This is a genomic window from Xanthomonas sp. LMG 8993 (genome assembly GCF_009835065.2).
GTDB lineage: Bacteria > Pseudomonadota > Gammaproteobacteria > Xanthomonadales > Xanthomonadaceae > Xanthomonas > Xanthomonas arboricola.
The window spans coordinates 1-691 of sequence record NZ_QVIF02000027.1 but is presented as its reverse complement, the minus strand read 5'-3'; the positions used below and the strand labels follow the sequence as shown (position 1 = coordinate 691).

Sequence of the window (691 nt, the reverse complement as noted above, 5' to 3'; positions counted from 1 at the left end):
GTGAGGCCGCTGCCGTACCATTCGATCTTGCCGCCGGCCCGCTGGTGCGTGGTCGCCTGTTGCGTCTGGACGCGCACACCCATGTGTTGCTGCTGACCCAGCACCACATCATTTCTGACGGCTGGTCGGTAGGGGTGCTGGTCGGCGAGCTGGGGGTGTTGTACCGCGCCTTTGCCGAGGGTGCGGCCAATCCCTTGCCAGCGCTGGCGTTGCAATATGCCGACTATGCGGCCTGGCAGCACAGCCAGCTCGCTGGTGAGGTCTGGCAGCGTCAGATCGATCACTGGAAGCAGACCTTGTCTGGCGCGCCGTCGCTGCTGGAACTGCCGACCGATCGTCCGCGTCCGCCGGTGCAAAGCTATCGCGGTGCGAGTCTGCCGCTACGCCTGGAGCCTGAGCTGGTCCAGGCACTGCGCAGCTGGTCCTCGCGCCACGGAGCGACCTTGTTCATGGCGTTGACGGCCGGCTGGGCAGCGTTGCTGTCACGGCTGGGTGGGCAGGAGGAGGTGGTGATCGGCACGCCTGTGGCAAACCGCCCACGTGCGGAGCTTGAGGGGCTGGCGGGCTTTTTCGTAAACACGCTGGCGCTGCGGGTGCCGGTGGACGGCATGGCGGATGCGGCGACGCTGTTGATGCAGGTGAAGGCGCAAGCGCTGGACGCGTTTGCGCATCAGCAACTGCCGTTCGACCA

The 691-nt window shown here is 66.4% G+C and carries 1 protein-coding gene; it reads left to right on the top strand.

Going from position 1 to position 691, the window contains the following annotated elements:
• On the top strand, positions 1 to 691 hold a 691-nt coding region (locus DYQ94_RS20610), incomplete at both ends, for a condensation domain-containing protein (protein ID WP_505414924.1).